Source organism: Streptomyces sp. NPDC046557 (genome assembly GCF_040645975.1).
Taxonomy (GTDB): Bacteria; Actinomycetota; Actinomycetes; order Streptomycetales; family Streptomycetaceae; genus Streptomyces.
The window spans coordinates 111725-135139 of the sequence record NZ_JBEYZH010000003.1 but is presented as its reverse complement, the minus strand read 5'-3'; the positions used below and the strand labels follow the sequence as shown (position 1 = coordinate 135139).

Annotated in this window: 23 protein-coding genes and 1 tRNA gene; 13 read left to right on the top strand and 11 right to left on the bottom strand. The window is 71.9% G+C overall.

Going from position 1 to position 23415, the window contains the following annotated elements:
• The first annotated feature begins 45 nt into the window (after window positions 1-45).
• From ABZ934_RS09405 to ABZ934_RS09395, 3 genes are all read left to right on the top strand, one after another.
• The gene (locus ABZ934_RS09405; RefSeq protein WP_136214178.1) at window positions 46-621 is read left to right on the top strand and encodes a TerD family protein; all 576 of its coding nucleotides are present in this window, start codon (window positions 46-48) and stop codon (window positions 619-621) included.
• 25 nt (window positions 622-646) lie between these two features.
• Window positions 647-1765 carry a DUF475 domain-containing protein gene (locus tag ABZ934_RS09400; protein WP_361310625.1) on the top strand — a complete coding sequence of 373 codons (1119 nt, stop codon included), beginning with the start codon at window positions 647-649 and terminating at the stop codon, window positions 1763-1765.
• Window positions 1766-1867: 102 nt separating this feature from the next.
• A complete protein-coding gene (locus ABZ934_RS09395; RefSeq protein WP_361310623.1) occupies window positions 1868-2635 on the top strand; it encodes a Tellurium resistance in 768 nt (255 codons plus the stop codon).
• 25 nt (window positions 2636-2660) lie between these two features.
• Here ABZ934_RS09395 and ABZ934_RS09390 read toward each other — a convergent pair whose 3' ends face one another.
• The gene (locus ABZ934_RS09390; protein WP_361311347.1) at window positions 2661-3443 is read right to left on the bottom strand and encodes a TerD family protein; all 783 of its coding nucleotides are present in this window, start codon (window positions 3441-3443) and stop codon (window positions 2661-2663) included.
• Between the two features lie 208 nt (window positions 3444-3651).
• Between ABZ934_RS09390 and ABZ934_RS09385 the strand changes: the two genes are divergently transcribed.
• Genes ABZ934_RS09385 through ABZ934_RS09370 form a run of 4 tightly spaced genes read left to right on the top strand, consistent with a single transcriptional unit; the run spans window position 3652 to window position 8907 of the window.
• Window positions 3652-4818 (top strand): HpcH/HpaI aldolase/citrate lyase family protein, encoded by a 1167-nt coding sequence (locus ABZ934_RS09385; protein ID WP_361310620.1) that lies wholly within the window; start codon window positions 3652-3654, stop codon window positions 4816-4818.
• Window positions 4815-7424, top strand: a complete 2610-nt coding sequence (locus tag ABZ934_RS09380) for a phosphoribosyltransferase (protein WP_361310618.1) — start codon at window positions 4815-4817, stop codon at window positions 7422-7424. Before ABZ934_RS09385 ends, ABZ934_RS09380 begins: the two co-directional genes overlap by 4 nt.
• On the top strand, window positions 7421-8251 hold the full coding sequence (locus tag ABZ934_RS09375; protein ID WP_361310615.1) for an HAD family hydrolase: 831 nt from the start codon (window positions 7421-7423) through the stop codon (window positions 8249-8251). The genes ABZ934_RS09380 and ABZ934_RS09375 overlap by 4 nt, the downstream gene beginning before the upstream one ends.
• Complete coding sequence (locus ABZ934_RS09370) at window positions 8248-8907, top strand: O-methyltransferase (RefSeq protein WP_361310612.1); 660 nt, start codon at window positions 8248-8250, stop codon at window positions 8905-8907. The genes ABZ934_RS09375 and ABZ934_RS09370 overlap by 4 nt, the downstream gene beginning before the upstream one ends.
• Before the next feature lie 83 nt (window positions 8908-8990).
• Here ABZ934_RS09370 and ABZ934_RS09365 read toward each other — a convergent pair whose 3' ends face one another.
• From ABZ934_RS09365 to ABZ934_RS09355, 3 genes are all read right to left on the bottom strand, one after another.
• The gene (locus ABZ934_RS09365) at window positions 8991-9212 is read right to left on the bottom strand and encodes a zinc ribbon domain-containing protein (protein WP_361310609.1); all 222 of its coding nucleotides are present in this window, start codon (window positions 9210-9212) and stop codon (window positions 8991-8993) included.
• Between the two features lie 9 nt (window positions 9213-9221).
• Complete coding sequence (locus ABZ934_RS09360) at window positions 9222-9806, bottom strand: DUF4383 domain-containing protein (protein WP_361310606.1); 585 nt, start codon at window positions 9804-9806, stop codon at window positions 9222-9224.
• A gap of 78 nt (window positions 9807-9884) precedes the next feature.
• The gene (locus ABZ934_RS09355) at window positions 9885-11129 is read right to left on the bottom strand and encodes a hypothetical protein (RefSeq protein ID WP_361310603.1); all 1245 of its coding nucleotides are present in this window, start codon (window positions 11127-11129) and stop codon (window positions 9885-9887) included.
• A gap of 105 nt (window positions 11130-11234) precedes the next feature.
• Between ABZ934_RS09355 and ABZ934_RS09350 the strand changes: the two genes are divergently transcribed.
• A tRNA-Val gene (locus tag ABZ934_RS09350) sits at window positions 11235-11309 on the top strand.
• Window positions 11310-11379: 70 nt separating this feature from the next.
• Window positions 11380-12237 (top strand): acyl-CoA thioester hydrolase/BAAT C-terminal domain-containing protein, encoded by an 858-nt coding sequence (locus ABZ934_RS09345; RefSeq protein ID WP_361310600.1) that lies wholly within the window; start codon window positions 11380-11382, stop codon window positions 12235-12237.
• Window positions 12238-12250: 13 nt separating this feature from the next.
• Here the strand turns inward: ABZ934_RS09345 and ABZ934_RS09340 are convergent, their stop codons facing one another.
• Window positions 12251-12430, bottom strand: coding sequence for a hypothetical protein (locus ABZ934_RS09340; protein ID WP_361310598.1), 180 nt, complete (start codon window positions 12428-12430; stop codon window positions 12251-12253).
• Window positions 12431-12497: 67 nt separating this feature from the next.
• On the opposite strand from ABZ934_RS09340, the gene ABZ934_RS09335 reads away from it, so the two are divergent.
• Window positions 12498-13151 (top strand): hypothetical protein, encoded by a 654-nt coding sequence (locus tag ABZ934_RS09335; protein WP_361310596.1) that lies wholly within the window; start codon window positions 12498-12500, stop codon window positions 13149-13151.
• Window positions 13152-13169: 18 nt separating this feature from the next.
• Window positions 13170-13403, top strand: coding sequence for a DUF2277 domain-containing protein (locus ABZ934_RS09330; RefSeq protein ID WP_361310594.1), 234 nt, complete (start codon window positions 13170-13172; stop codon window positions 13401-13403).
• A gap of 67 nt (window positions 13404-13470) precedes the next feature.
• Here the strand turns inward: ABZ934_RS09330 and ABZ934_RS09325 are convergent, their stop codons facing one another.
• The 4 genes from ABZ934_RS09325 to ABZ934_RS09310 all read right to left on the bottom strand — a co-directional run bounded on the left by ABZ934_RS09325 (window position 13471) and on the right by ABZ934_RS09310 (window position 17532).
• Complete coding sequence (locus ABZ934_RS09325; protein WP_361310592.1) at window positions 13471-13965, bottom strand: hypothetical protein; 495 nt, start codon at window positions 13963-13965, stop codon at window positions 13471-13473.
• 235 nt (window positions 13966-14200) lie between these two features.
• A complete protein-coding gene (locus ABZ934_RS09320; RefSeq protein WP_361310590.1) occupies window positions 14201-14833 on the bottom strand; it encodes a VTT domain-containing protein in 633 nt (210 codons plus the stop codon).
• 215 nt (window positions 14834-15048) lie between these two features.
• Complete coding sequence (locus ABZ934_RS09315; protein ID WP_361310588.1) at window positions 15049-16707, bottom strand: alkaline phosphatase D family protein; 1659 nt, start codon at window positions 16705-16707, stop codon at window positions 15049-15051.
• A 171-nt stretch (window positions 16708-16878) separates the two neighbouring features.
• The gene (locus ABZ934_RS09310; RefSeq protein ID WP_361311345.1) at window positions 16879-17532 is read right to left on the bottom strand and encodes an HNH endonuclease family protein; all 654 of its coding nucleotides are present in this window, start codon (window positions 17530-17532) and stop codon (window positions 16879-16881) included.
• 494 nt (window positions 17533-18026) lie between these two features.
• On the opposite strand from ABZ934_RS09310, the gene ABZ934_RS09305 reads away from it, so the two are divergent.
• Entirely contained in the window at window positions 18027-18608 is a 582-nt protein-coding gene (locus tag ABZ934_RS09305; RefSeq protein WP_361310586.1) for a TMEM165/GDT1 family protein, read from the top strand.
• Window positions 18609-18797: 189 nt separating this feature from the next.
• Here ABZ934_RS09305 and ABZ934_RS09300 read toward each other — a convergent pair whose 3' ends face one another.
• Both ABZ934_RS09300 and ABZ934_RS09295 read right to left on the bottom strand, forming a co-directional pair.
• Window positions 18798-19484 (bottom strand): HAD-IA family hydrolase, encoded by a 687-nt coding sequence (locus ABZ934_RS09300; RefSeq protein ID WP_361310583.1) that lies wholly within the window; start codon window positions 19482-19484, stop codon window positions 18798-18800.
• 645 nt (window positions 19485-20129) lie between these two features.
• Complete coding sequence (locus ABZ934_RS09295; protein ID WP_361310580.1) at window positions 20130-21119, bottom strand: peptidoglycan-binding domain-containing protein; 990 nt, start codon at window positions 21117-21119, stop codon at window positions 20130-20132.
• 204 nt (window positions 21120-21323) lie between these two features.
• On the opposite strand from ABZ934_RS09295, the gene ABZ934_RS09290 reads away from it, so the two are divergent.
• Window positions 21324-23375: an MFS transporter gene (locus ABZ934_RS09290; protein ID WP_361310578.1), complete on the top strand. Its 2052-nt coding sequence runs from the start codon at window positions 21324-21326 to the stop codon at window positions 23373-23375.
• Window positions 23376-23415 lie beyond the last annotated feature (40 nt).

The window sequence follows — 23415 nt, the reverse complement described above, 5'->3', positions numbered from 1 at the left end:
AGCACCAGCACCACCATCACCACGTCGTCCGGGGAGGACCACAACATGGGCGTCACACTCGCCAAGGGGGGCAACGTCTCCCTGTCCAAGGCCGCACCGAACCTCACCCGGGTCCTGGTCGGTCTCGGATGGGACGCGCGCTCGACCACGGGTGCCGACTTCGACCTCGACGCCAGCGCGCTGCTGTGCCGCGACGGCCGGGTGCTCGGCGATTCGTACTTCGTCTTCTACAACAACCTGAAGAGCCCCGAGGGCTCCGTCGAACACACGGGGGACAACCTCACCGGCGAGGGTGAGGGCGACGACGAGTCGATCATCATCGACCTGACCAAGGTGCCGGTGGAGGTCGACAAGATCGTCTTTCCCGTCTCGATCCACGAGGCGGAGGCCCGCCGGCAAAGCTTCGGCCAGGTCAGCAACGCGTTCATCCGTGTCGTGAACCAGGCCGACGGCCAGGAACTCGCGCGCTACGACCTCACCGAGGACGCCTCCAGTGAAACCGCGATGATCTTCGGCGAGGTCTACCGGTACGGGGGCGAATGGAAGTTCAGGGCGGTGGGGCAGGGGTACGCGTCGGGGCTGCGGGGCATCGCTCTAGACTTCGGGGTCAACGTTTCGTAAAGCCGTACAAGACGATGGGGTGCCAGTGGTTCTCAAAACCTTCGGCTGGTCGTTCGCAGTCACTGCGCTCGGTCTGGCCGCAGCGGTGTTCTACGGGGGGTGGACCGCTTTGGGGATCGTGGCGATCCTGTCGATCCTCGAAATCTCGCTGTCCTTCGACAACGCGGTGGTCAACGCCGGAATCCTGAAGAAGATGAATGCCTTCTGGCAGAAGATCTTCCTCACGGTCGGCGTTCTGATCGCGGTCTTCGGCATGCGACTGGTGTTCCCCGTCGTCATCGTCGCGATCACCGCGTCCATGGGCCCGATCGAAGCCGTCAATCTGGCATTGACCGACAAGGACCGTTATCAGCAGTTGGTCACGGACGCCCACCCGGCGATCGCGGCCTTCGGCGGCATGTTCCTGCTGATGATCTTCCTGGACTTCGTCTTCGAGGACCGGGACATCAAGTGGCTCGCCTGGCTGGAGCGTCCCCTGGCCAAGCTGGGGAAGATCGACATGCTGTCGGCGTGCATCGCGCTGATCGCCCTGGTCATCACCTCGGCCACCTTCGCGACCCAGGCCCACCAGCACGGCGGCGCCCACGTCGACAAGGCACAGACGGTCCTGGTGGCCGGGATCGCCGGTCTGATCACCTACATGATCGTCGGCGGTCTCTCCGGCTACTTCGAGAACAAGCTCGAAGAGGACGAAGAGGCCGAGCGCGAGGCCGAGGAAGAGGCGAAGCGGAGCGGGAATCCCGTCTCCGCCGTCGTCATGGCCGGCAAAGCCGCGTTCTTCATGTTCCTCTACCTCGAAGTCCTGGACGCCTCGTTCTCCTTCGACGGGGTCATCGGCGCCTTCGCCATCACCAACGACATCGTGCTCATGGCCCTCGGCCTCGGCATCGGTGCCATGTACGTCCGGTCGCTGACGGTCTACCTGGTCCGTCAGGGCACCCTCGACGACTACGTGTACCTGGAGCACGGCGCGCACTACGCCATCGGCGCGCTCGCCGTGATCCTGCTCGTCACCATCCAGTACGAGATCAACGAGGTCATCACCGGCCTCGTCGGGGTCGTGCTGATCGCCTGGTCCTTCTGGTCCTCCGTGCGCCGCAACAAGCGCCTGGCGGAAGTGGAAGGGGTCCCCGTCGAGGCATGAGCCCGGCGGTAATGCGGAACGCTCCATGTGCGGGGCGGCCCAGGGGAACCCCAGGGCCGCCCCGCTTCCGTACGTGTGTGGGGTTTCAGGGGGGTAGGGGAAATGGGTCTCTTCGACAGCGTCTTCGGCAGTGGCTTCTTCGACGGCATCAGGGGCGCCCGCGCCATGCGTTTCGACTCGGGCAGCGCCTCGTCCAACGCGATCGAGCTGACCCGGCGGCATCCGACGGTGTCACTCACCAAACAGGGGGCGGTCCACGGGAACCTGCGGGTCAACCTGTCCTGGCGGATGCGCAGCTCCGACATCGGTGGCCGCTCGGGTCAGAGCGGCCGGCTGCTGCGGCATCCGTTCAAGCTCTTCAAGCCCGACATGGTGCAGGCGCACACCCAGGGCATGGTCAACGTCGACCTCGACATCGGCTGCCTGTACGAGCTGACCGACGGCACCCGCGGCGTCGTCCAACCCCTGGGCAACCTGCACGGCGACATCAACAACCCGCCGTACGTGAAGCTCAGCGGCGACGACCGGTTCGGCGCCCCCTCGGGTGAGACGATCTTCGTCAACCTCGACCACGCCGACGAGATCAAGCGGCTGCTGGTCTTCGTCTACATCTACGACCAGACGCCCGCCTTCGACCGTACGCACGCCCTGGTCACCTTGTACCCCAGCACGGGGCCGCGCATCGAGATCCAGTTGGAAGAGCGCCACCCGCAGGCCCGGTCCTGCGCCGTCGTCTCGCTGGAGACCGTCAAGGGCGAGCTGACCGTGCGCCGTGAGGTGAAGTTCGTCTACGGGTTCCAGGCCGAGCTCGACCGGCTGTACGGGTGGGGGCTCCAGTGGGGGCGGGGCTACAAGAGCACCAAAGCCTGACCGGCCCCCCGGGCGGGTTCCGGTGTCAGCGGCGGATGAACTGGGGGCCCTGCGCCGGCAGCCGGAAGGCGGAGTCGCCGCCCGGGCCCGGAACCGGGGACACCGGCTGGGGATAGCCGTAGGCCGGTTCGACGGCCGGCGGGGCCTGCGTCGGGGGCGCGGGCACCGGGTTCACCGGGGACACGGGAGGGGTCGGCGGCATCATCGCGGCCGTCTGCTCGTCGGTCGGTCCGGGAGCGGGGGTCGCCGCCTGGTCGGGGGCGTTCTCGTCGACCGAGATGCCGTGGTCGGTCGCGAGGCCCACGAGGCCGTCCGAGTAGCCCTCGCCCAAGGCGCGGAACTTCCACCCCTCGCCCCGACGGTAGAGCTCGCCACAGATCAGCGCGGTCTCGGCGCCGGTCTCCGGGTGCACGTCGAAGTACGCCAGCGGCTCGGAGCCGCCGGTGGGCGTGGCGTCATACAGGAGGATGCGCAGGTCACGGACCCGCTCGAACGGGACGTCCTCGGCGGAGGCCACCACCAGGACGCGGTCCACCACGGCGGGCACCGCGCGCAGGTCCGCCTGGACGGCATCGGTGATCGCGTCCCCGATCTGTTTCTTGCCCAGGCGCCACACGGCCCCCGAGGGGTGCCGGGGCTGGTTGTAGAACACGAAGTCCTCATCGGAGCGCACGCGCCCGTCCGCCCCCACCAGGAGCGCGGACGCGTCCACGTCGGGCACCTCGGGTCCGGTGGTCCAGCGCAGCACCGCCCGGACCGCCACGGCGGCCACCGGGATGTTCGAGCCCTTCTGCATCGCGTGCGTCATGCCGGTCATCCTGCCCTCCCGGCCATGACCTGGACAATGCGGCCCCCCGTAGACGCCGGCCCGTAGCCACTTGTACCGAACCCGAGACCTGGGCATGGTGCAAGAGGGTTACCTGAACTTCATGTGCTCGCGGAACTCTTGACTCTCATTCGTACGTACTATTACCGGCCACGCCAGTTGGGCCGCCGAGGCAGTACGGGGGAAGCACATGCGTCACTTCGGGCACATATCGCCCAGCGTCCGCAAGGACCTCTTCCACCAGGAGCCGGCCGAGTTCACCGCCGCCTCCCCCGCCCGTACGCTCGCCGCCGGACTCGGCGCCACCCTCTACAGCCCCGCGATCCGCCCCCGCCTCGCCGACGACATCCGCAAGCAGGCGGCCCGCGGAGTCGTCTCCATGGTCCTCTGCCTGGAGGATTCCATCAGCGACGGCGAGGTGACGGCCGGCGAGGCCAACCTGATCCGCCAGTTCGCCGCACTCGACGAGACCGCCGCGGAACCCCCGCTCCTCTTCATCCGCGTACGGACTCCCGAGCAGGTACCCGACCTCGTGCGCCGCCTCGGCGGCTCCGCGCGACACCTGGCCGGATTCGTACTACCGAAGTTCACGGAGAGTCGCGGAACCGCGTTCCTCGACGCCGTGGCGCAAGCGGAGCGGGAGAGCGGCGCCGCCCCCCTGTACGCCATGCCCGTCCTGGAGACTCCCGACCTGCTCCACCTCGAAACCCGGGTCGAGGCCCTCGCCGGGATCTCCCGGACCGTGAACCGCTACCGCGAACGCGTCCTCGCCCTGCGCCTCGGCGTGACCGACTTCTGTTCCGTATACGGACTGCGCCGCACCCCCGACATGACCGCCTACGACGTCAAGATCGTCGCGGGCGTCATCGCCGACGTCGTGAACGTCCTCAGCCGCGCCGACGGCACGGGCTTCACCGTCACCGGCCCCGTCTGGGAGTACTTCCGCAGCCAGCAGCGCCTCTTCAAGCCGCAACTGCGCCGCAGCCCCTTCCTCGCGGAAGGCGTCGAGGAACTGCGCACCGCCCTCATCGAGCACGACCTCGACGGACTGCTGCGCGAGATCGAACTCGACCGGGCCAACGGACTGCTCGGCAAGACCTGCATCCACCCCGCCCACGTCACACCCGTCCACGCGCTGTCCGTGGTCTCCCACGAGGAGTTCAGCGACGCCCAGGACATCCTGCGCTCCGAGCGCGGCGGCGGCGGCGTCATGCGCTCCGCCTACACGAACAAGATGAACGAGGTGAAGCCCCACCGGGCCTGGGCCGAGCGGACCATGCTGCGCGCCGAGGTCTTCGGTGTGGCGAGGGAGGAGGTCGGCTTCGTCGACCTGCTCACGGCCGGGCTCCAGGTATGAGCCGGTCGTCGCACACTGGGTATCCGGAGCCTTCGGAGCCCGCCATCGAGAAGGGGAAGACGATCGAAGAGGTGTGGTCGGGAACCTGGGTCGCGGACCGGCTGGGCGTACGCCTGGAACCGGGTGGCGCGGAGACAGGGCAAGCCGAGACCGGGCAGCCGCCGTTGCGCGAACTCCTCGGGCTCGCCCTCCGGCGCAACCCCAAGCGCGCCCATCTGCTGGTCTCCCACGTCCTCGGCAAGCACGTCCCGCAGTCCCCGGCGGCCGTCCACGCCGCCGGGTACGGGCTTGGCGAACGCGTCCGGGACCTGCTGGGCGAGGAAGCCGCCGACGCGGTCGTCCTCGGATACGCGGAAACCGCCACGGGCCTCGGCCACAGCGTCGCCGACGGCCTCCGAGTCGCCCCCTACCTGCACTCCACCCGCCGTCCCGTACCCGGCGTCGAGCCTGCCGGCGGCTTCGAGGAAGCCCACTCGCACGCCACCTCGCACCTGCTGCTCCCCGAGGACCCGAAGCTGCTGACCGGCAGCGGACCGCTGGTGCTCGTCGACGACGAGTTCTCCACCGGCAACACCGTCCTCAACACCATCCGCGACCTGCACGCCCGCCACCCGCGCCGGCGCTACGTCGTGGTCGCGCTCGTGGACATGCGCTCCCCGGCCGACCGCGCACGCCTCGACACCTTCGCCGCCGGGCTCGGCGCCCGCATCGACCTCGTCGCCCTCGCCCGCGGCACGGTCACCCTCCCCGACGACGTCCTGGCCAGGGGCCGGGCGCTGGTCGAGGAGTACGAGACCCACGAGTCCCAGGACGCCCCGGCCGACACTTCTGCCGCCGACCACCGCCCGGCCGCCCCCGTCCGGCGCGTCGCACTGGGGTGGCCCGCCGGGCTGCCCGACGGGGGCCGGCACGGCTTCACCGCCGCGCACCGGGCCCGCCTGGAGACCGCGCTGCCCGCGCTGGCCGCCCGGATCGACGCCGAGCTGGGGACCGGACCCCGGCGGGTCCTGATCCTGGGCAACGAGGAGCTGATGTACGCGCCACTGCGGCTCGCGCGGGCCTTGGAGGAGTCCGGGGTGCCCGCGGGACGCGAGATCCGCTTCTCCACCACCACCCGCTCGCCGGTCCTCGCCGTGGACGACCCCGGCTACGCCATCCGGACCCGGCTGACCTTCCCGGCGCACGACGAGCCCGCCGACGGGCCGGGGCAGCGGTACGCGTACAACCTGGCGGGCGCCGGCTTCGACGCCGTCGTCGCCGTGGTCGACTCACACGGCGACACCGACGCGCTGCACGCCCCCGACGGGCTCCTCGCCCGACTCGCCCCGCACACGGGGCAGGTGCTGCTGGTGGTGGTGCCGTCGTACGTACCGTCGCCCGCGCCGGGGGCGGCGGCCGTGCCGTCCGTCGCACAGCGGCCCGCGGCCGCCGAGCGTTCAGCGTCTTCCGACCGGCAGGAGCCGATCATGACCGAGCCCCTGCGCGGGCCCGCCTTCTCCTCCTACGCGCCCGAGGACGTCGGTTGGCTGCTCCAGGACCTCTCGGACGTGGAGCTGGAGGCCCCGACCGAGGAGCGGGAGGAGGCCATCCAGGCCGGCGGCGCGCACTACGCCGAGTCGCTGCCCGTGGAGTACCAGCCGTCCCCCGACTACCAGCGGCTCTACGAGAGCGCGCTGAACGCCTCCGCCGCCCGAATAGCCCGCGCCGTGGGCACCGTAACCGAGACGGTGCTCGCCGAACGGTCCCCGTCCCCCGTGCTCGTCTCCCTCGCCCGCGCCGGCACCCCCGTCGGCGTGCTGATGCGGCGCTGGGCGCAGGCCCGGCACGGCCTGGACCTGCCCCACTACGCCGTCTCCATCGTGCGCGGGCGCGGCATCGACGCCAACGCGCTGCGCTGGCTGGCCGCCCACCACGACCCCGCCGATGTCGTCTTCGTGGACGGCTGGACGGGCAAGGGGGCCATCACCCGGGAGCTGCGGGACGCCCTCGCGGAGTTCGACGGCTTCGACCCGGAGATCGTCGTCCTCGCCGACCCCGGCTCGTGCGTGTCCACGTACGGCACCCGCGAGGACTTCCTGATCCCGTCCGCCTGCCTCAACTCCACCGTCTCGGGGCTCGTCTCGCGTACGGTGCTCAGGTCCGACCTGGTCGGGCCCGCCGACTTCCACGGCGCGAAGTTCTACCGCGAACTCGCCGGCGCCGACGTGTCCGTCGCGTTCGTCGACGCGGTCGCCGCCCGCTTCGAGGAAGTGGCCGAGGCCGTCGACGCCGACGTCAAGGAACTGTTGGCGGCCGACCGGGCACCCACCTGGGAAGGCTGGGCGGCCGTCGAACGGATCAGCGTGGAGTACGGCATCCACGACGTGAACCTGGTCAAGCCCGGTGTCGGCGAGACGACGCGCGTACTGCTGCGCCGCGTGCCCTGGAAGATCCTCGCCCAGCGCGGCGCCGGTACGGACCTGGACCACGTACGCCTCCTCGCGCGCCAGCGGGGAGTGCCGGTCGAAGAGGTCGACGGGCTTCCCTACACCTGCGTCGGACTCATCCACCCCCGCTTCACGCGCGGCGCCACCGGCGCCGACGGAAAGGCCGTGGCCTCCAAGTGACCGTCCTCGTAGCCAGTGACCTCGACCGCACGCTCATCTACTCCTCGGCCGCCCTGGGCCTGACCATGCCCGACCAGGAGGCGCCGAGGCTGCTGTGCGTGGAGGTCCACGAGAGCAAGCCGCTGTCGTACATGACCGAGACCGCGGCGGGCCTGCTGGCGGAGCTGTCCGCGGACCCGGGCGTCGTATGGGTCCCCACGACCACCCGGACGCGCAAGCAGTACCAGCGCATCCGCTTCCCCGGCCGGCCGGCGAAGTACGCGATCTGCGCCAACGGCGGGCAACTGCTCGTCGACGGCGTACCGGACCGGGACTGGCGGCGGCAGGTCGCGGCGCGGCTGGCCGAGGAGTGCGCGCCGCTCGGCGAGGTGAACGAGCACCTGCTCGCGACGGCGGACCCCGCGTGGCTGCGCAAGGCGCGGGTGGCGGAGGACCTGTTCGCGTACCTGGTCGTGGAGCGCGCGCTGGTCCCCGACGAGTGGCTGAAGGCACTGGTGTCCTGGGCGGAGCCGCGCGGCTGGACGGTGTCCCTCCAGGGCCGCAAGATCTACGCCGTCCCGCGGCCGCTCACCAAGAGCGCCGCGATGCGGGAAGTGGCCCGCCGCAGCGGGGCCGGCACCGCCCTGGCCGCCGGGGACTCGCTGCTGGACGCCGACCTGCTGCTCGCGGCGGACCGGGGATGGCGACCGGGCCACGGCGAACTCGCGGAAGCGGGCTGGACCGCCGGGTCGGTCACGGCCCTCGCGCAGGCCGGGGTCCTGGCGGGCGAGGAGATCGTGCGCGCGTTCCGGCGAGCGGTAGGGGAACTCGGCACACTGGGCGCATGACCAAGGGCAACAGCACCAAGATCACCGACGAGCTCTACCAGTACGTGCTCGACCACAACCCCCCACTGGACGCGGTCCAGCACGGGCTCGTGACGACGACGTACGAGAAGTTCCCCGACGTGGCGGGGATGCAGTCGGCGCAGGAGCAAGGGCCGCTGCTGGCCTTCCTGGTCCGGCTCACGGGGGCCCGCCGCATCGTGGAGATCGGCACCTTCACCGGTTTCTCCACCCTGTCCATGGCGCAGGCGCTGCCCGCGGACGGCGCCCTGATCGCCTGCGACATCTCCGAGGAGTGGACCGAGTACGGCCGGCAGGCGTGGGAGGAGGCGGGCGTCGCCGACCGCATCGACCTGCGGATCGCCCCGGCCCTGGAGACGCTGCGCGCCATGCCGGGGGAGCCGCACATCGACATGGCCTACATCGACGCCGACAAGGAGAACCAGATCGCCTACTGGGAGGAGCTCGTCCCGCGCATGCGGCCGGGCGGCCTGATCGTCAGCGACAACACCCTCTTCCACGGGCGGGTGCTCGACGAGGCCGCGACCGGCGCGGCCGCGGCCATCCGCGCGTTTAACGACCACGTACTGGCCGACGACCGCATGGAGTCGGTGCTGCTCGCCATCTCGGACGGCCTGACCCTGTCGCGCAAGCGGTAACGCGGTACGGCCCGGTCGTGGGCCGACGGTTGTCGCCGGTGGGCGTGGGCCGGTGTTCGTGGTCGGTCCGGTGTTTGCGGGCCTCAGCCGCAGCCGCCTCCACCGCAACAGCCGCCACCCATGGCGGGGGCGGGCGCGGCGGCCGGGCCGCCGCGGGCCGATCCGCCGACGGCGACCGCGGAGAGCAGCTTGACGGTGTCGGCGTGACCGGCCGGGCAGTCGGCGGGTGCGGAGGACTCGGCCATCGGACGGCTCACCTCGAAGGTGTCGTCACAGGTACGGCAGCGGTATTCGTAACGAGGCATGCGGACAGGCTAGCCGTACCGCCGCTCCGGATGGGGCGGGCGCCGGGTGCCGAGCGCACGCCTGGCCGCGGCCCGGTCCTCCCGCGCCGCCTCGTCGGGGTGGCGGGCGCGCCAGTACGGGTTGTCGTGCGACAGCCCGCCACCGACCCGCCCGTACATGCCGAACCACATCAGCATCACGCCGACGACGAAGCTGAACAGCACGTTCGGGATGCGGAACGCGAGGAAGTTCAGCCTGGTGTCCAGCAGCGCGAGGTTCACGAACCCGCTCGCGATGAACAGCAGACCCAGCACGATGTTCAGGGTCGAGGCGAAGTTCCCGCCCACCACCATCCCGTAGAACAGCAGAGCGCCGATGCAGATGGACAGGACACTCAGCGCCCCATTCGTGTTCAGCGCCAGCACCGTGTCGCCGCCCGTGTCGAAGAACCCGATCCGGTGCACCAGCCCCAGGACGCCGAACAAGACCAGCAGCAGGCCGGTCAGGCCCGCGCCCGCCCGGTACACCCGGCTGAGCTTGTGATCGACCGGCAGGTGCTCGTCGAGTCGGGCACCGACCGGACGCCGCACGTGCGGAGTCGCGTGAGTGGCCATGACGGCCTCCTCTGCCTGACGTCTGCCTGACGTCCCTCCCAGCATCCGCCGGGTGCCCCGCCGGGACAACCCCCGGCCTCAGGCGTGGCCGCGCTCCACGCGGATGTCGTTCACCACCCGGTTCACGGACGCCCGTACCCCCTCCATCTCCTGGAGGAACCGCCAGTAGTCGGGATGGCGCCCCTCCAGGCCGGCCAGCGCCCGCTCCACCCGCGCCACCGCCTCGTCCAGCGGCCGGGCGTGCCGGGGTTCGGGCACCGTACGGCCCTCCATCGCCAGCCGCTGCGCGTCGCGGATCGCGAAACGGGTCCGGCGCACCTCGTTTCGGGGGTCCCGCGCCACCGCCTCCAACCGCGTCAGCCGCTCCTGCGCCGCCGACACCGCCTCGTCGGTGGCGTCCAGACCGGCGCGGACCTCCTCGATCAGCGCCCCGACCTCGGCCCAGCGCTGGCCGTCCCGCGCCCGGCCGGCCTCCGCCAGCTTCTCCTCCGCCCGAGCGACCTCCCGTACCGCCTGGTCGGGCACGTGCTGGAGGTCCTGCCAGCACGCCGCGCTGAACCGCCGGCGCAACTCGCTGAGCACCGGATCCACCCGGTCCGCCCGATTGCGCAACGCCTGCGCGCGGGTCCGCAGGCTCACCAGCCGCCGGTCGACCTCCGCCGCCCGCTCCGGCAACCGGGCCGCCTCGGCCCGTACCGCCTCCGCGTCGCGCAGGATTCGGTCGGCGCGCTGGACCGTCTCCTGCACCCCGTGCCGGGCCGCACCCTGGTTCAGCTTGGTCAGCTCCGGCCCGAGCGCGGCGAGGCGCGCCGCCAGGTCGTCGGCCCGCATCCCCTTCGCGCGGACCCCGTCCAGCGCGTCACTCGCCGCCAGCAACGCCGCCTTCGCCCGTTCCCGGGCCGGCGCGACCCGGGCCAACTGCGTCTCCGCCTTGTCCAGCAGCGGCTGCAACCCCTGCTGGAACCGGTCCAGCTCACCCTTGACCCGTACGAGCTCGTCCCGCGCCCGCGTCAACTGCTGCCGGGCCTGCGCGGCGACCGAGCCCTCCAGATCGACACGGTCCAGGTCGTGCGCGTCGACGGCCTCGATGTACACCTGGCTGACCTGGTCGATGCGCTGCCCGAGCGCGACGAACCCCTCGGCCGCCTGCCGCGCGGCGGGCGACCCGTCCGCCGCCGCGATGGTCTCCATCGAGATCCGCAGATCCCGCTGCGCCGTGTCCAACTCGTAGAACGCGGCCGCGGCGGCATCCTTCGCCGCCTGCGCATCCGCCCGCCGGCTCTCGTCCCGCCCACCGAACCACCGCCGGGATGCCGTTGCCACAATCCCTCTCCCGTACCGCGTCCGCCATGCCCCGCTCCATTCTCCCCTACGGGAACGCGTTTGCGCCGGGGGTGCGCCCTCCATGTACTCTGTCCACTCGTCCACGGGTGCGTAGCTCAGGGGTAGAGCGCTGCTCTTACAAAGCAGATGTCGGCGGTTCGAAACCGTCCGCGCCCACCAGCACGAAGGCCCCCCGCCGATCATGGCGGGGGGCCTTCGGCATCCGGATCCGACGGGGACGGGGCGGCGCGTGGAGGTCGTCGAGCGTGAGGTGACGGAGCCCTGGGAAGGCGTGGTCGTGGCTCCCGTGCGGGGTGGGGAGGTCGGCGTTCTGGTGCTGGCCGGGTCCAGTGGGCGCATCGAGCGGGAGCGGGCGCGGATCCTCGCCCGGCAGGGTTTCACGGCCTTGGCGATCCGCTGGTTCGGCGGGCCGGGACAGCCTCCGGGGATCTGTGAGGTCCCCTTGGAGACCTTCACCGCCGGTGTCGACCACCTCCGGCGGGGCGGGTCGCGACGCATCGGGATCCTCGGCAGTTCCAAGGGGGCCGAGGCGGCAACGCTCACGGCGGTGCACGACCCGCGCGTCGATGTCGTCATCGCGCTGTCGCCCACCTCCCGGGTGTGGTGCAACGTCGGCCCCGGCCTCGACGGAGCCCACCATCCGTACCGTTCCTCCTGGACCTGGCGGGGGCGGCCGCTGCCCTTCGTCCCGATGGACGACGCCTGGACGCCCACGGAGCCGGGCACGGGCCCGGTCGCCATCCGCGGATGGTACGAACGCAGCGAGCGGACCTACGCCCACCTGTTGGCGCCGGCCGAGATCCCGGTGGAGGCGGCCGGAGCCGACCTGCTGCTGGTCGCGGGCGGGGACGACGCGATGTGGCCGTCGCTCCCGTTCGCCGAAGACCTCGCCCGGCGGCGGCGCGCGGCCGGCGCTCCCGTGCGTCTCATCACCCGCCACGACGCCGGCCACCGGCCACGCCTCCCCGGTGAGGGCCCCGCACCGGCGTCGCCCCGCTTCCTGTACGGAGGGACACCCGAAGCCGACGCGCTCCTCGGCGAAGCCGCCTGGCCCCACATCCTGGAGGCCCTCCGCGCCGGCCGCTGAATCGACGTCACCCTCACGCGGCCCGATGGCCCGCGACGGGGATCAGCGGTTCGTGGTGGTGCCAAACGAGGTAGCGGTCCTCGCGGCGTAGTTCGGCCGAGCTCCATTCGGCGCGCATGACGCCCCGCTCCATCGAGCACGCGTACGCCACGATGACCAGCCGCAGCTCCGGCGGGAGCAGGGCGAAGGGCACGGGCGCACGCCCCGCGCATCCGCTCCGGGGTCTTGGCGGTGGGGGTGGGGCGTGGGAAGGTCGGGGGATGGGGGAGTGGGGTGCGGGGCTGGGCGGGTTGGTCGCGGTGCTCGTCGCCGGGGCGGCGTACGTCGTGCTGGAGCGGCGGGCCGGGCAGGCGTTCGAGCGGCGGCGGCAGGCCGAACGGGAGCGGTTGCTGGCACTGCTGCCGGGGCCCGGGGCGGAGGCGGGCGATCCGAAGTACGCCGACGTCGGTGGTGTGCCGCATCCCGGTCACCGGCCCACGGGGTCGGAGGACGACTTCACGACCCTCCTCGTCGAGTACTACGCCTACGGCCTCACCCAGGCCCGCAGCAGCTTCCTGACCAGCCAGCGCTTCGCCGGCGCCGGGGCGGTGATCCTCCTGGGCGGGGTGGCGCTGGCGGTGTGGAAGGCCGAGAGCAGCGGCGACCTGTACCTCGGGGTCGTCACCAGCTCCGTCGGACTCGTCGTCACCCTCATCGGGCAGCTCTTCCACCGCAGGGCCGACGTCGCGCTGCGCCACATGGCCGGGCAGACGGCCTCGCTGCGCGACGACCGCCGGTCGGCGGAGTCGATGGCGCAAGCGGTCCGGCTGCTGGACGAGGTCGCCGATCCCGAGCTGCGCGGACGGCTCCAGGCCGGACTGATCATGAAACTGTCCGGTGCCGAACTGCCGGAGCGGGGCCGAGCCGCCGGGTAGCGGAGCCATAGTGGAGATATGTGCCGTTCCATTAAGACCCTGCGCCCGCCCGCCATCCCCGAGAAGGCCACGGAGGAGGAGATCCGCGCCGCCGCCCTCCAGTACGTGCGCAAGGTGTCCGGGTTCCGGGCGCCCGCCGCACACAACCGGGAGGTCTTCGACGCCGCCGTGGACGCCATCGCCGAAGCGACGGCGGCGCTCCTCGACGGCGTGCACGTACGGGGCCGGGAGCCGGTCGCCCAGGCCCGGTGACCGGATCCGGTGAATGGATCCGGTGAGCAGACCCGGTACCGGAGACCGGCAGGCGTGTCGTAGACCGTCAGACGTGCGGCTCCCTGCGCCGGCGCAGCACCCACAGCCCCGCGCCCAGCGCGCCCGCCACGAGCGCGCCGCCGATGGCGACCGGACCCGTACTCATCGAGTCCACGCTGCCGCCCAGCCCGCCACGGGCGGCGCCGAGCCCGACGGTCAACGTCACCGTGACCCGCTCGCCACCGGTTCCCCCACACTCGAACGTGACGGGGTGCGAACCGGTGGCGACGCTGCCGAAGACGATGGCACTGCCGGACAGTCGGGTGGCCTGGGCGTTGCCGGGCGCCAACTGCACGTCCCCGAACGCGGGCGAGGACGCCCTCGCGGTCCGGGCGCCGCAGCCCGTCACACTGAGGTTGACCCGGCTTCCAGGGGCGGCGACACCGGGTGATACGGACGCGGACGCGTTGGCGTGGGCGAGGGTCGCGGGCATGACGGCGGTGACGACCAGCGCCGCGGCAGCGGCCCCCGTCAGGCGGTACCGCTTACGGGTAGCGGGCATGGAGTGAACTCCTCGGGCTCCTCGAACGGCGCGGCCAGGACACGGGCATGACGCGGAATGCGGTCGCGCTCCCTGCCCAGGACGCTAGGAGCCCGCCCCGCACCCGGCGATCTCAGCCGGGTGAACGGGTGACCGACTGCCCCGACCGGCCTACATCCGGCCCCACGGGAGGGTCGTGCGAGCGCGGCAGGAGAGCCGTACGAATCCGCTGCGAGTGCCGTCCGAAGGAGACGCCCTACGCCGCCGGGGCCGCCGACGGGACCGGACGGCGCAGCAGGAACACCGCGAGGGAGCCCGCCGCGAACAAGGCGATGACGGACACCGCCGTACCCAGCCAGGCCGCACCCAGCCACTGCGTGCCGAAGTATCCCAACGCGACGCTGTAGCCGGCCCACGCCATGCCCGCCAGCACCGACCACGGCAGGAACTCCCGCACCTCCCGCTGCGTCTTGCCCGCACCCAGCGACACCACCGAACGACCCGCCGGCGCGAAGCGGGCGATCACCACCAGAGCCCCGCCGCCACGCGCCAGCGCCACGCCCAACCGCTCGTGGGCCCGGGTCAACCGGCGCGAGCGGGCGATCGCCCGGTCCAGCCGGGCACCACCGCGCCGGGCCAGCCGGAACGCGGCCATGTCACCCAGCACCGAAGCCGTCGTCGCGATCACCAGCAGCGCCATGATGTCCGGCACCCGCGCCGGCACCGGCGTCGGCGAACCCGCGGCCCCGGCCGCCGCCGCGGCGGCGGCCGACGTGATCACCAGGACACCGCTCGGCAACACCGGCACGAACACGTCCAGCACGACGGACACCGCCACCACGACATAGATCCAGGGGGTCGTGGTCAGCGAACCCAGAGTCTCAAGCAAAGCGGGACTCCCCAGTCCGAAGCGCCGCGTCGTCGCGGGGAGCGGCAGGGGCGGCTGACAGCCATACAGCGTACGCCCGACGCCACCACCCCCGAGCCCCGGGGCAGCCGGTCCGTCAGCCTCCGCGCACAGCACGCCACACCCGGCCGCCGACACCAGCGCCCAAGCCCGGTCACACCACCGCCGGCCACTTTGCCCCGGTCCGGCCGTACGCGTTACTCCGGTTCGGTGAGCCGCCGCTCCAGCACCGTCACCAGCCGGGCCCCCGAGCCGCCCGAACGGGCCTGGTCCAGCCAGAGCCGCGCCGTCCGCCCCGCCAACGCCAGCGTCATCAGCTGGTTGCCGAACCACGGTCCGCCCGTACGCCGCCAACTCAACGGCGGTCGGCCCGTGCGACCGTGCCGGGAGAAGGCCCGCCCCAGCCACCGCCCCACCCGGGACCACCCCAGACGAAAGCCCCATTTCACCGCCAGGTGGATCGAGTTGTGGACCGGCGAGCAGGTCAACTGGAACACCCGCGACGTGCTCGGTATTCGGGGCTCGGCAACATACGCGTGATGCACGTCCCCGGACAGGACCATGACGCTCGCCGGAGCCCTCGGACCCGTCCCCACCTCCTCGATCAGATCACTCAACGCCGCGAACGAGCCCGGGAACGCCGCCCAGTGCTCCAGATCCGCGCGCCGACGCAGGTCCTCCCCGATCCGCGCCCACCGCGGCCCCCGCTCCCCACGGCACAGCGCCGCGTTCCACACCTCCGCGTCATGGATCAGCGGCGGCATCAGCCACGGCAGCGACGACCCGATCAGCAGATGGTCGTAACCCCCGTGCCCGGCCAGGGCGTTCTCCCGGAGCCATTGGTGCTCCGCCGGATCCAGCATCGCCCGCCCGTCCTCGGCCAGCACCCGAGCCGCCCGGGTGTCCACCATCAGCAGGCGCGAACGGCCGAAGTCCCGCCGATAGCTCCACCGCACCGAACCGGGATCCGCGTCCGCGCGAGCGGCGAAGGCGCGCAATGCCTCCGTACCGTCCGGGGAGGCCCGTACCGCCCCGTACAACTCGTCGGCCGCGAGCTCGGCGGGCGAGAGATTGCCGAGGTGCTGGTACACCCAGTACGACATCAGCCCGCTGAGCACCCGCTCCCGCCACCAAGGCGTCGCCCGCATCCCCGCCAGCCATGCCTCGCTGGTGTTCCAGTCGTCCACGACATCGTGGTCATCGAATATCTGCAGGCTGGGCACCGTGGACAGCAGCCAGCGGATCTCCGGGTCCAGCCAGGACTCGTAGTAGAGCCGGGTGTACTCCTCGTAGTCCGCGACCTGGGCACCCGGAGCCTCCCGCAGGTCCCGACGGGCCGCGAGCCACCGCCGGGTCTCCCGCGACAACTGGTCGGCGTACACCTGATCGCCCAGCAGGAGCAGCACATCCGGCCGAACCGCCTCCGGTTCGGCGGCCAGCCGCGCCGCGAGGGTGTCGAGCGCGTCGGGTCCGTGCGGCCCGCGCCGGCCGGCCGGTGGCGCCGCCTGCCGGCAGGACCCGAACGTCAACCGCAGCTCCGGCGCCGCCCGGCCGGGGCCGGTGACGGCGGGCATGGTGATGGTGCTCGACGGGAACCCGCTGCCGGACAGCGGCCACACGCGGACGCCGTCGAGCAGCACCTCGTACGTCGTGGTCGTCCCCGGGGTCAGGCCCGTCACCGGGACCAACGCGTAGTGGTGGCCGGCTATCTGGAACGTGCGCACGCTCCCGGCGGCGCCGTCCGCACACCGCACCTCCGCGGTGCACGGGCGGTCGGTCTCGACCCACACCGTGGCGCAGGCGCCGCGGTCCCAGTCGACGTAACGCAGCAGCGGCCCCAGACGCAGTCCGGCCATCGAACTCCCCCTCCTTCGCATCCCCTTCGATCACGGTACGGGGTGGAGGGGGCGCCTGACCTCCCCCTGGTGGGGGAGAAAGATCGCCGTCCGCTTCCGGGCGACGGGGGGTGACCGGGGACGGCGCTGGGGGAGGGCGACGGGGATGCGGGGGATGTGGTGGGGCCGCTGTCAGCAGCCGTTGAGGATGTCGACCAGGGCCGTCTTCTCGCCCGAGTTCATGCTCAGACCCCAGTACTGCTTCACGCCGACCCACATCCGGGCGTACGTACAGCGGTAGGCGGTCCGCGGCGGGAGCCACGTGCCGGGGTCCTGGTCGCCCTTGGACTGGTTGACGTTGTCGGTGACCGCGATGAGTTGCGGCCGGGTGAGGTCGTTCGCGAACTGTTGGCGCTTGGCGGTGGTCCAGGACGAGGCGCCCGAGCGCCACGCTTCCGCGAGCGGTACCACGTGGTCGATGTCGACGTCGGAGGCGGCGGTCCAGGTGGCGCCGTCGTACTCGGAGTACCAGCTTCCGCTGACCGCCGCGCAAGAGGAGGAGACGACCACCCCCGAGCCGTCGCGCTTGAGGACGGTCTCCCGGGTGTCGCAGGTGCCGGAGACCGTGCTCCAGTGCGGGAAGAGGGTGCGGCTGTAGCCGCTGAGGGAACCTTCCGCCACCGGGGTCACCGTGGCCAGGTACGAGCGGGCCGCCGCGGCGCTGATGGGTGCGGGCGGGGCCGCCTGGGCCGCGGGCGCGCAGACGAGCGAGGTGAGGGCGGCGAGCGCGGCGGCCGAGGAGAGAACGCCGATCCGGCCGGTTCGACGCGCGTAGACGGAAGGTATGAGCGCCATGGGGGCTCCTTGATGCGGGGGGCGGGGGCCGTGCGACCCCGGCGGGTCGCGGCCATGGTGGCGGCGCCAGGTGTCCGACGGGTGGGCGCCAGGTGACAGCGTGCAGACATGAGCACGTCACATCAAGGCGTCCAAGGCGCCTGCTTCGCAGGGGACTTGGGATGGTGCCCGAAACAGCCGGGCGGGGTGGGGTCAACGTCACATTCCGGACGCCGCACCCGTCGGCGGGCATCGCGTACCCTGGAGGAGCAGAAGGGGAGTAGCTCTTCGCCGGACCGTCGACATACTGCTGGGTCAAACCAGCCGGCGCCCGGAGGCAGACCGCGTCGGCGGTCGGCCAGCGAGACCTTCGGCCGCAGTGTCCTGGCGCCACGCACTTCGCGTGGCAACCTATCCGGGGTGCCGCCGAGCCGAAGCGACCCCGATACATCCCAGGTCTCTCGGTGCCGACGGCGTCCTGCCCGACCGATTGAGGTTCTGCCCCCGTGTTCAGCTTCAGCGTCACGGCGATCGCCTTCGGCGTCGTCTTCCTCGCCGAACTCCCCGACAAGACGGCCCTGGCCGGACTGATGCTCGGCACCCGCTACCGCGCGTCCTACGTCTTCGCGGGCGTCGCCGCCGCCTTCGCCCTGCACGTCGGGCTCGCCATCGCGGCCGGCAGCGTGCTCACACTGCTCCCGCACCGACTGGTACAAGCCGTCGTGGGCGTCCTCTTCCTCGCGGGTGCGGCCATGCTGCTGTGGAAGAAGGGTGACGACGAGGAAGAGGTCAAGCCGCCCGCCGACCAGTCCTTTTGGAGGGTGTCGGGAGCCGGCTTCATGCTGATCCTGGTGGCGGAGTTCGGTGACCTGACCCAGATCATGACCGCGAACCTCGCCGCCCGGTACGACAACCCCGTCTCGGTCGGCGTCGGAGCCGTGCTCGCCCTGTGGGCGGTCGCCGGCATCGGCATCCTGGGCGGGCGCACGCTCATGAAGTACGTGCCGCTGAGGCTGATCACCAAGGTGGCGGCGGCCGTGATGGCGGCGTTGGCCGGGTTCTCGCTGTACGAGGCGATCGTGGGCTGAGGCGGCGCGGGCGCGTGCGGTGCGTGCTCGTGCGGGCGTCCGTGCGTGCGGGCCTGTGCGTAGGGGCGCCGGCACGCGCGTGGTGGCGCCGGGTCCGGGCTGTGCGGGTGGCTGTCCTGGCCCCACGCCGTGGCGTCACGCCCGCCCGGCCGGCCGGACGGGCTATGACGTCGCGCCGGGCCGGTGAGGTCAGGCAGGAGTGGTGAGCGTGAGCCGGAGGATTCCGTCCGGTGTGGAGTCGACGCGCACCGACCGCAGGTCGGGGACGAGGGCGGTCGGAGTGTGCGCGGCCGCGCGCGGGCCGATGCCGACCACACGCATATCGGCGGCCTGACCTGCGGCGATACCGGCGGCGGAGTCCTCGAACACGATGCAGTCGGCCGGGTCTACCCCCAGTTCGGCGGCGCCCTTCAGGAACCCCTCGGGGTCGGGCTTGCTCGCGCCGACCGACTCGGCGGTCACCCGTACGCGCGGCATCGGCAGCCCGGCCGCCGTCATGCGGGCGCCGGCCAGAGTGGCATCGGCGGAGGTGACCAGGGCGTGCGGCAGGTCGGCGATCGCCGCCATGAACTCCGGGGCCCCCTCGATCGGCACCACGCCGCCGGTGTCGGCCGTCTCGCGGGCGAGCATCTCGGCGTTCTCGGCGTGGTTCTGCTCCATCGGGCGCTCGGGCAACAGGATCGCCATCGTGGCGTACCCCTGGCGGCCGTGCACGACCTTGAGCGCCTCCTGCGGGTCGAGGCCGTGGGCCACCGCCCACTCGCGCCAGCACCGCTCGACCACCGCGTCGGAGTTGACGAGTGTGCCGTCCATATCCAGGAGCAGGGCCTTGGCGGTGAGGACGACGGTGGTACGGGCGGTGGTGCTGGCCGACATCGGCGGGGCTCCAGACACGGGGATAAAAGAGAACAAGTGGTTCCGTCCACCGGTCAGGGGATGTGGACGGAACCACTTTGTTCCTTCACTATACAAAACCGGGACGGGTTCGCGCCACCACGGACACGGCGCGCAGTCGAGCCGTAGGCGCGTCGGTGCGCGACGAGGGGCTGGGCGCCGTGTGGGTGAGGCGAGGGACGCCGTGGTCGCTTCCGGCGCAGCGCCGGAAGGCGCCGGGGCGATCGTGAATCGGCAGGCGGTCTCCCGGCCGCCACCGTCGCGCCCGCCTTCCGGAGCGGGCGGAGCAGCCGTCGGACTTCGCGGCCCCGTACGTGCTCCCGCCCGCGGCACGGACGCGTCCAACCGGCCGGCGGCCGACTTCGAGGCAGCCGGGAGCGGGGTCGAGACCACCGCGCGCGACGAGGTGATCGCCGCCGATTCCGATTCGTGGCCGCGCGTTCGGCGGAGCGGAGTACCACGGGCCCTTCCGATACCGGCGGCCGGTCGGTGCGCCATGGGTTCACGGACGCGGACATCGCGGAGCTCGCCTCCGCCCGGGAGCGGTGCACCGGTCGCGGGACTCCGCCTCCGCCCGGGAGTGGTGCACACCGGTCGCGGGACTCCGCCTCCGGCGGGGCAGGCGGCTCAGCCTTCCAGGGCCTTGCGGGTCGCGGGGCCGTAGACGCCCCAGGGGTCCGCGGTGATGTCGTTGTACCACTGGAACTCCGACACGGCGTCTTCCGTGGACTTGCCGAACTTGCCGTCCGGCCTACCGCGAAAGAGGCCCTGCCCGGCCAGGAGTTGCTGGAGCTTCTTCACCTCCGGGCCGGAATCGCCGTAGCGCAGGGTCGGACCCTGGGCGGCAGGCGGAGGCGGCGGCGCGGCGCTGGTACGGCTCGGGGTCGGCGAAGGGGTGCGCGACGGGGCCGTCGAGGAACGGGACGCGCCCGGCGACGCGGACGGCGACGCCGAACGGGATGCGCTGGGCGACGGCGAAGCCGAGGCGGACGCCGAAGCGGACGGGCCGGCCGGCGCGCTGGACGGACCCTGCGACGGACCGGCCGGGGCTATGCCCACCGCCGGAGCCGAAGGCTTGGCGTCGAGGAGCGTCGCCTCACCCGACCCGGAACCGCCGGACACGCCGACCGCCACCGCCACACCGCCGAGGGCGACGACGGCGGCGGCGCCGGCGAGTAGCAGGGGCAGCTTTCGCCGCTTCTCGGGACCCCCGCCCCCACCCTCCCCTCCCGCTGTGACGTTCATAGTGCCCGGCCACGGTCCCGGCCCTGGCCCCGGTCCCGGCGCCGGGACCGCGCGGAGGGGGACCGTGTGGTCCGGCCAGGGCTGCGCCGCCGGAGCTACGGGGGTGCCGTACGCCGGGGTGTCCTGGCTCGCATCGGGGGCGGGCGGGACCGGGGGCAGCAGCTGCGTCGCGTCGGTGTCGACGTCGGCGGGCGCGCCGGGCCGTGCCACCGCGCCCAGGACCGGCTGTGGGGACGGCCCGGTGTCACCCGCCTGGCCGGTTTCGGACAGGCTGACGTACGGACGGATGCGCAGGGGGTCGAAACCCGCCGTCGGAGCACACCCGCAGCCGGCGCCCGGGGCGCCGCAATCTGGACAGCGCTCAGCGCTCACTGGAAACCCTCCCTGGCCAATGCCAGCGATTATGCAGACCCGCCAGGCCGCACCCAACCTCCCGAGAGGCCATAACCGGACACACCGCTCAGGATGGAGATGTTGATCCCGCCCGAGGGGGCTCGACGAGGGAGACGAGCCGTCCGCGCGACCGACGGCCGGCCTTCCCGACGCCCGAGGGGCCCGACACGTACGGAGGAGCCGATGGCACAGGAAGTGACCACGTCGGCCGTGGGCCCCCGCCCGGGCTCGGAGCACACCTCCCGGGAGGTGCTCGTCGCCATCGGCGCGCTGCTCCTCGGCCTGCTCCTCGCGGCGCTCGACCAGACCATCGTCTCCACCGCCCTGCCGACCATCGTCAGCGAGCTCGGCGGCATGGAGCACCTGTCCTGGGTCGTCACCGCCTATATGCTCGCCTCCACCGCCGCCACTCCGCTGTGGGGCAAGCTCGGTGACCAGTACGGACGCAAGAAGCTGTACCAGGGCGCCATCGTCATCTTCCTCATCGGGTCGGCACTGTGCGGGCTGGCCCAGAACATGCCGCAGCTCATCGCCTTCCGGGCCCTGCAAGGCCTGGGCGGCGGCGGGCTGATGGTGCTGTCCATGGCGATCGTCGGCGACATCGTCACACCCCGCGAACGCGGCAAGTACCAGGGCCTCTTCGGTGCGGTCTTCGGCGCCACCAGCGTCCTCGGCCCGCTGCTGGGCGGCCTGTTCGTGGACCACCTGTCCTGGCGCTGGGTCTTCTACATCAACCTCCCCATCGGTCTCGTCGCGCTCGTGGTCATCGCGGCCGCACTGCACATCCCGAGGCGCTCCTCGAAGCACACCATCGACTACCTCGGCACCTTCCTCATCGCCTCCGTCGCCACCTGCCTCGTGCTCGTCGCCTCGCTCGGCGGCACCACCTGGGCATGGGGCTCGGCTCAGATCATCGGTCTCCTGGTGCTGGGCGCCGTGCTGCTCGTCGCCTTCATCGCCGTGGAACGGCGGGCCGCCGAACCCGTCCTGCCGCTGGGACTGTTCAAGATCCGCACCTTCACCCTCTGCTCGGTGATCAGCTTCGTCATCGGTTTCGCGATGTTCGGGGCGATGGTCTACCTGCCGACCTTCCTCCAGGTCGTCCGGGGCGTCTCACCGACGTTGTCCGGCGTCCATATGCTGCCGATGGTGTTCGGTCTGCTGATCTCCTCCACCGCCTCCGGCCAGGTCGTCAGCCGCACCGGCCGCTGGAAGGTCTTCCCGATCGCGGGCACCGCCGTCACCACCGTCGGGCTGCTGCTCCTGCACCAGTTGGAGCGCACCAGTTCCGACCTGGTCATGAGCGTCTACTTCTTCGTCTTCGGCGCCGGCCTAGGCCTGGTCATGCAGGTGTTGGTCCTGGTGGTGCAGAACTCGGTCCGCTACGAGGACCTGGGCGTCGCGACCTCGGGTGCCACCTTCTTCCGCTCCATCGGCGCCTCCTTCGGCGTGGCCATCTTCGGCACGATCTTCAACAGTCTGCTGGGCGACAAACTCTCCGCCACCCTCACCGGGGTGCCCCTGCCGCCCGGGGTGAGCGTGAACGGCCTGGAGGCCGACCCGCGGGCGATCGCGATGCTGCCCTCCGATCTGCGGCCACGCGTGCTCGACGCCTACTCGTCCGCGATCACCGACGTGTTCCTCTACGCCGTGCCCGTGGTCCTCGTCGCCTTCGTCGTCGCCTGGTTCCTCAAGGAGGACAAGCTGCGCGGTTCGGTCACCGCACCGGACGCGAGCGAGACCCTCGCCACCAACCCCGTCGAGCGCTCATCCCGAGACGAGGTGGCCCGGGCGCTGTCGGTGCTCGGGAGCCGCGAGGGCCGCCGCCACGTCTACGAGAAGATCACCGCGAAGGCCGGCTTCGATCTGCTGCCCGCCGCGAGCTGGATGCTGTTGCGGATCAACAGGTACGGATCGGTGGAGCCCGCGATGCTCGCGGAACGCACCACCGTGCCCATCAAGACCATCACGGAGGCGGCCCGTCAGATCGAGGAGCGCGGGCTCGCCGTCCGCGACGGCCTGCCGCTGGTCCTGACCGAACCCGGCCGCGAGGCGGCGGCCAGGCTGTCCCGCGCCCGCCAGGAGTCCCTCGCCGAGCTGCTCGGTGATTGGTGGGGCCCCGACCGGCCGACCGACTTGGCCGACCTGCTCAAGGAACTCAACGACGAACTCTGCGGCTCCGACTCCGAGGAGCCCTACGACACCTCCCCGCGCCGCGACCACTCCAACCACTGACCGGCCCGATCGCGCCCGGCGCCGGCGTGGTGCCGACCCG